Origin of the sequence: Mycobacterium sp., from assembly GCF_049280035.1 — a bacterium.
In the GTDB taxonomy this organism is placed as follows: Bacteria; Actinomycetota; Actinomycetes; order Mycobacteriales; family Mycobacteriaceae; genus Mycobacterium.
In genome coordinates this window covers 1-3,232 of the sequence record NZ_JBAPPI010000703.1, presented here as the reverse complement: position 1 = coordinate 3,232, position 3,232 = coordinate 1, and the positions used below count along the sequence as shown (strand labels likewise).

At 66.0% G+C, this 3,232-nt stretch carries 3 protein-coding genes and 1 pseudogene; 1 reads left to right on the top strand and 3 read right to left on the bottom strand.

The features are described 5' to 3' along the window. Nucleotides 1-328, bottom strand: a pseudogene (locus tag WAN71_RS22670) (tetratricopeptide repeat protein); the annotation flags it as partial. 78 nt (nucleotides 329-406) lie between these two features. After that, a complete protein-coding gene (locus WAN71_RS22665; protein ID WP_422227483.1) occupies nucleotides 407-2,077 on the bottom strand; it encodes an FAD-binding dehydrogenase in 1,671 nt (556 codons plus the stop codon). A 75-nt stretch (nucleotides 2,078-2,152) separates the two neighbouring features. Between WAN71_RS22665 and WAN71_RS22660 the strand changes: the two genes are divergently transcribed. Further along, on the top strand, nucleotides 2,153-2,758 hold the full coding sequence (locus WAN71_RS22660) for a TetR/AcrR family transcriptional regulator (protein WP_422227482.1): 606 nt from the start codon (nucleotides 2,153-2,155) through the stop codon (nucleotides 2,756-2,758). A gap of 49 nt (nucleotides 2,759-2,807) precedes the next feature. Here the strand turns inward: WAN71_RS22660 and WAN71_RS22655 are convergent. Continuing rightward, the coding region (locus WAN71_RS22655; protein ID WP_422227481.1) for an enoyl-CoA hydratase/isomerase family protein at nucleotides 2,808-3,232 on the bottom strand (425 nt) is incomplete at its 5' end.

Below are 3,232 nucleotides of genomic sequence, written 5' to 3'. Positions count from 1 at the left end.
CAATACGGCCAGAGCGGGCCCGGGCGGCCCGCGCGTGGGTCAGCGCGGCTTCCGGGTCGTCGTCGATCAGCTCGCCGGCGGCGACCAGGTGGCGGGCCACGGCGTCGGCGGTTGCCCGATCCAAAGTGCTGAGCTCGCGCCGGATCTCGGGTGCCAGCTGCTTGGCTTCGATATCGGGCGGGATCGGCGGGGCCGTGCTGTCGTCGTTGGCGGTCGGAGGCTGGGGCTGCGCTCTGCGCGCGCGTCCTGGGCCAGAAGTTGGTGCTTGGGATCGCGGCGCTCGCCCCGGTCGAGAGTTACCGGTGCCACCGCGCGTGTCCTCGACCACTCGTACCCTTCATCCCGAACTACTTTGGCATCGTCGTATCAAAGGATACGGGCTGCGCATTGACCGCTGACCTTGCAGCTAAAGGGCTTCGGCTGCGGCACGCCCCGCGGCGCGGCCGGAGAAGATGCAGCCGCCGAGGAAGGTGCCTTCCAGGGCGTTGTAGCCATGAACGCCGCCGCCGCCAAATCCGGCGGCTTCGCCGACCGCATAGAGGCCGGGGATGGGTTGGCCGTTGCTTCCGAAGGCACGCGAGGACAAGTCAGTTTGGATGCCGCCCAACGTTTTCCGGGTCAGGATGTGCAGTTTGACGCCGATGAGCGGGCCGGCGGCGGGGTCGAGGATACGATGTGGTGCCGCGACCCGCCCGATCCGATCGCCGAGGTAGCGGCGGGCATTGCGGATGCCTTGCACTTGGGCGTCTTTGGCGTACGGGTTGGCCATCTGCAAGTCCCGGGCCTCGATCTGACCTCGGATGGTGGTGGGATCCAGCAGCGGTTCATCGGTGAGGGAGTTCATCTTCGCCACCAGCGATTCGAGGTCGTTGGCGACGACGAAGTCGGCGCCGTGGCGTTTGAATGCCTCGACCGGGCCGGGGGCCGAGCGGTTCAACAGCCGCTCACGCAGGAACGCTGTGCGCCTTTTGCTGGTGATGTCGGGGTTCTGCTCGGACCCGGACAGCGCGAACTCTTTTTCGATGATTTTCTGGGTGAGGATGAACCAGGAGTGGTCGTAGCCGGCGATGGCCGGGTCGGTGCGCAGGTAGCGCAGTGTGCCCAGGGTGTCATAGCCGGGCAAGTACGGTTGGGGCAGACGCCGCCCGATCGCGTCGAACCACATGGATGACGGGCCAGGCAGAATCCGGATCGCGTGGAGAGGCCAGATCGGATTCCAGTTCTGGATGCCTTCGGTGTAGTGCCACATCCGATCTCGGTTGACCAGCCGCACCCCGGCGTCGTCGGCGATGTCGAGCATGCGGCCGTCGACGTAAGCCGGCACGCCGGTGATCATCGACTGCGGTGGGGTGCCCATGCGTTGCGGCCAATTGCGGCGCACCATTTCGTGGTTAGCTCCGATGCCGCCGGAGGCGATGATGACGGCCTGAGCGCTCAGTTCGAACTCGCCGACCACGTCCCTGTTGGACGGTGCCCCACGGGGAGCGTCGTCGGGGGCCAGCACAACGCCGCGGACGCCGGTCACTGCCCCGTCGGTGAACACCAGCTCATCGACGCGGTGGCGGTGGTGAACGCTCACCAGCCCGTGGTCGGCGGCGGTCAGTGCGGCGTTGACGAACGGTCCGACGACGCCGGTGCCGGTGCCCCAGGTGACGTGGAAGCGGGGCACGGAGTTGCCGTGCCCGGTGGCGCGTTGATCGCCGCGTTCGGCCCACCCGACCGTCGGCAGAAACGTCATGCCGTGCTCGGTGAGATATGCGCGTTTGTCCCCGGCCGCGAACTCGACGTAGGCGCGGGCCCATCTGGCCGCCCAGCTGTCTTCGTCGTCGAGGCGGTCGAAGGCTGCGCTGCCCGACCAGTCGCTCCAGGCGAGGTCAAACGAGTCCTTGACGCCCATGCGGCGCTGCTCGGGACTGTCGACGAAGAAGATTCCGCCGAATGACCAAAAGGCCTGACCGCCCAGGTTGGCGGCGTTCTCCTGATCGACGACTACGACTTTCTTGCCGCGGCGGGTCAACTCGCGGGTGGCGACCAGTCCAGCCAATCCTCCACCGATCACAATGACGTCAGCGTCCACCGGTCGCTCCCTTCCTGCATCCGTGCATATATCCGATACGATAATGCATCAGATACTTTGATGTATCGTCGGGTGATGCAGATGACATCGGCCAAACCGCCGCGGGTGACCAAGCGTCGCGCCGAGACCCGGGCGCGGCTCCTCGACGCCGCGTTCCGGGTCTTCGCCGACAAGGGATTCGGGCGGGCCCGCATCGAGGATGTCTGCGCCGAAGCCGGCTACACCCGGGGCGCGTTCTACTCTCAATTCGCCAGCCTGGAAGAGCTGTTCTTCACCCTCTATGACGAGCGCGCCACGCTGATCGCTGACCAACTCACCACCGCCATGACAGCTCCGGCTGAACCCGCAGACGGGACCCCCACCCTCGATCGGATCTCGCAAACGCTGCTGCTCGATCGTGACTGGTTATTGGTCAAGACCGACTTCTTGATGCACGCCGCCCGTCACCCCGAGGTCGCCGAACGGTTGGCTACCCACCGCGACCAACTCCGTGGCGCAGTCGAACAGCGCCTCAGCGCGTCTGATGACGACATACACCCGGCCCTTGGCAGCATCGCGGACACCGCCCGAGCCGTCGTCGCCGCCTACGACGGAGTCGCCACCCAACTGATCCTCGACGGAAATCTGCCCGGCGCTCGCGCCTGGCTGCGCCAATTGCTCATGGTCATTCTCGGCCGCTGAAGGTCCGCTACAGCGACTTGGCCATGAGCTCATCGGCGGGGTTTCGTACCTATCGTGGGATTTGGCCCACGTAGTAGCCGAGCCGATTTTCGACGTCTCCTGGCTTATGAAAGCCTTGTGCCATCAGCGCTTTGATTGCATTCTGCGCGGCGGTTCGTCCAAGCGACGCGATGCAGGCATCCCAGCTGGCGCTGAGTTCGACGTCGGGCGGCAGGCTGGTGTTGACGAGGCGTTTGGTATTGGCGATCGCCCATTTGTCGAAGCCCGCGATGCGGGCCGCGAGCGCCTCGACGAACGCGTCGAGATCGGCGTCGGGCAGAGCGCGATTGACGTAGCCGTAGGCCTCGGCCTGGTCTCCTCGGATGTCTTCTGAACTCAGCAGCCCCTCGAGGGCGCGGTTTCGGCCGATGAGTTGGGGCAGGCGGGCCATCGGGCCGCCGCCAGCCACCATTCCTACGCCGACCTCCCATTGCG

Excerpts from the sequence above, each read along its gene's own strand:
- WAN71_RS22660 (WP_422227482.1), top strand. The coding sequence starts at position 2,153 with ATGCAGATGACATCGGCCAAACCGCCGCGGGTGACCAAGCGTCGCGCC.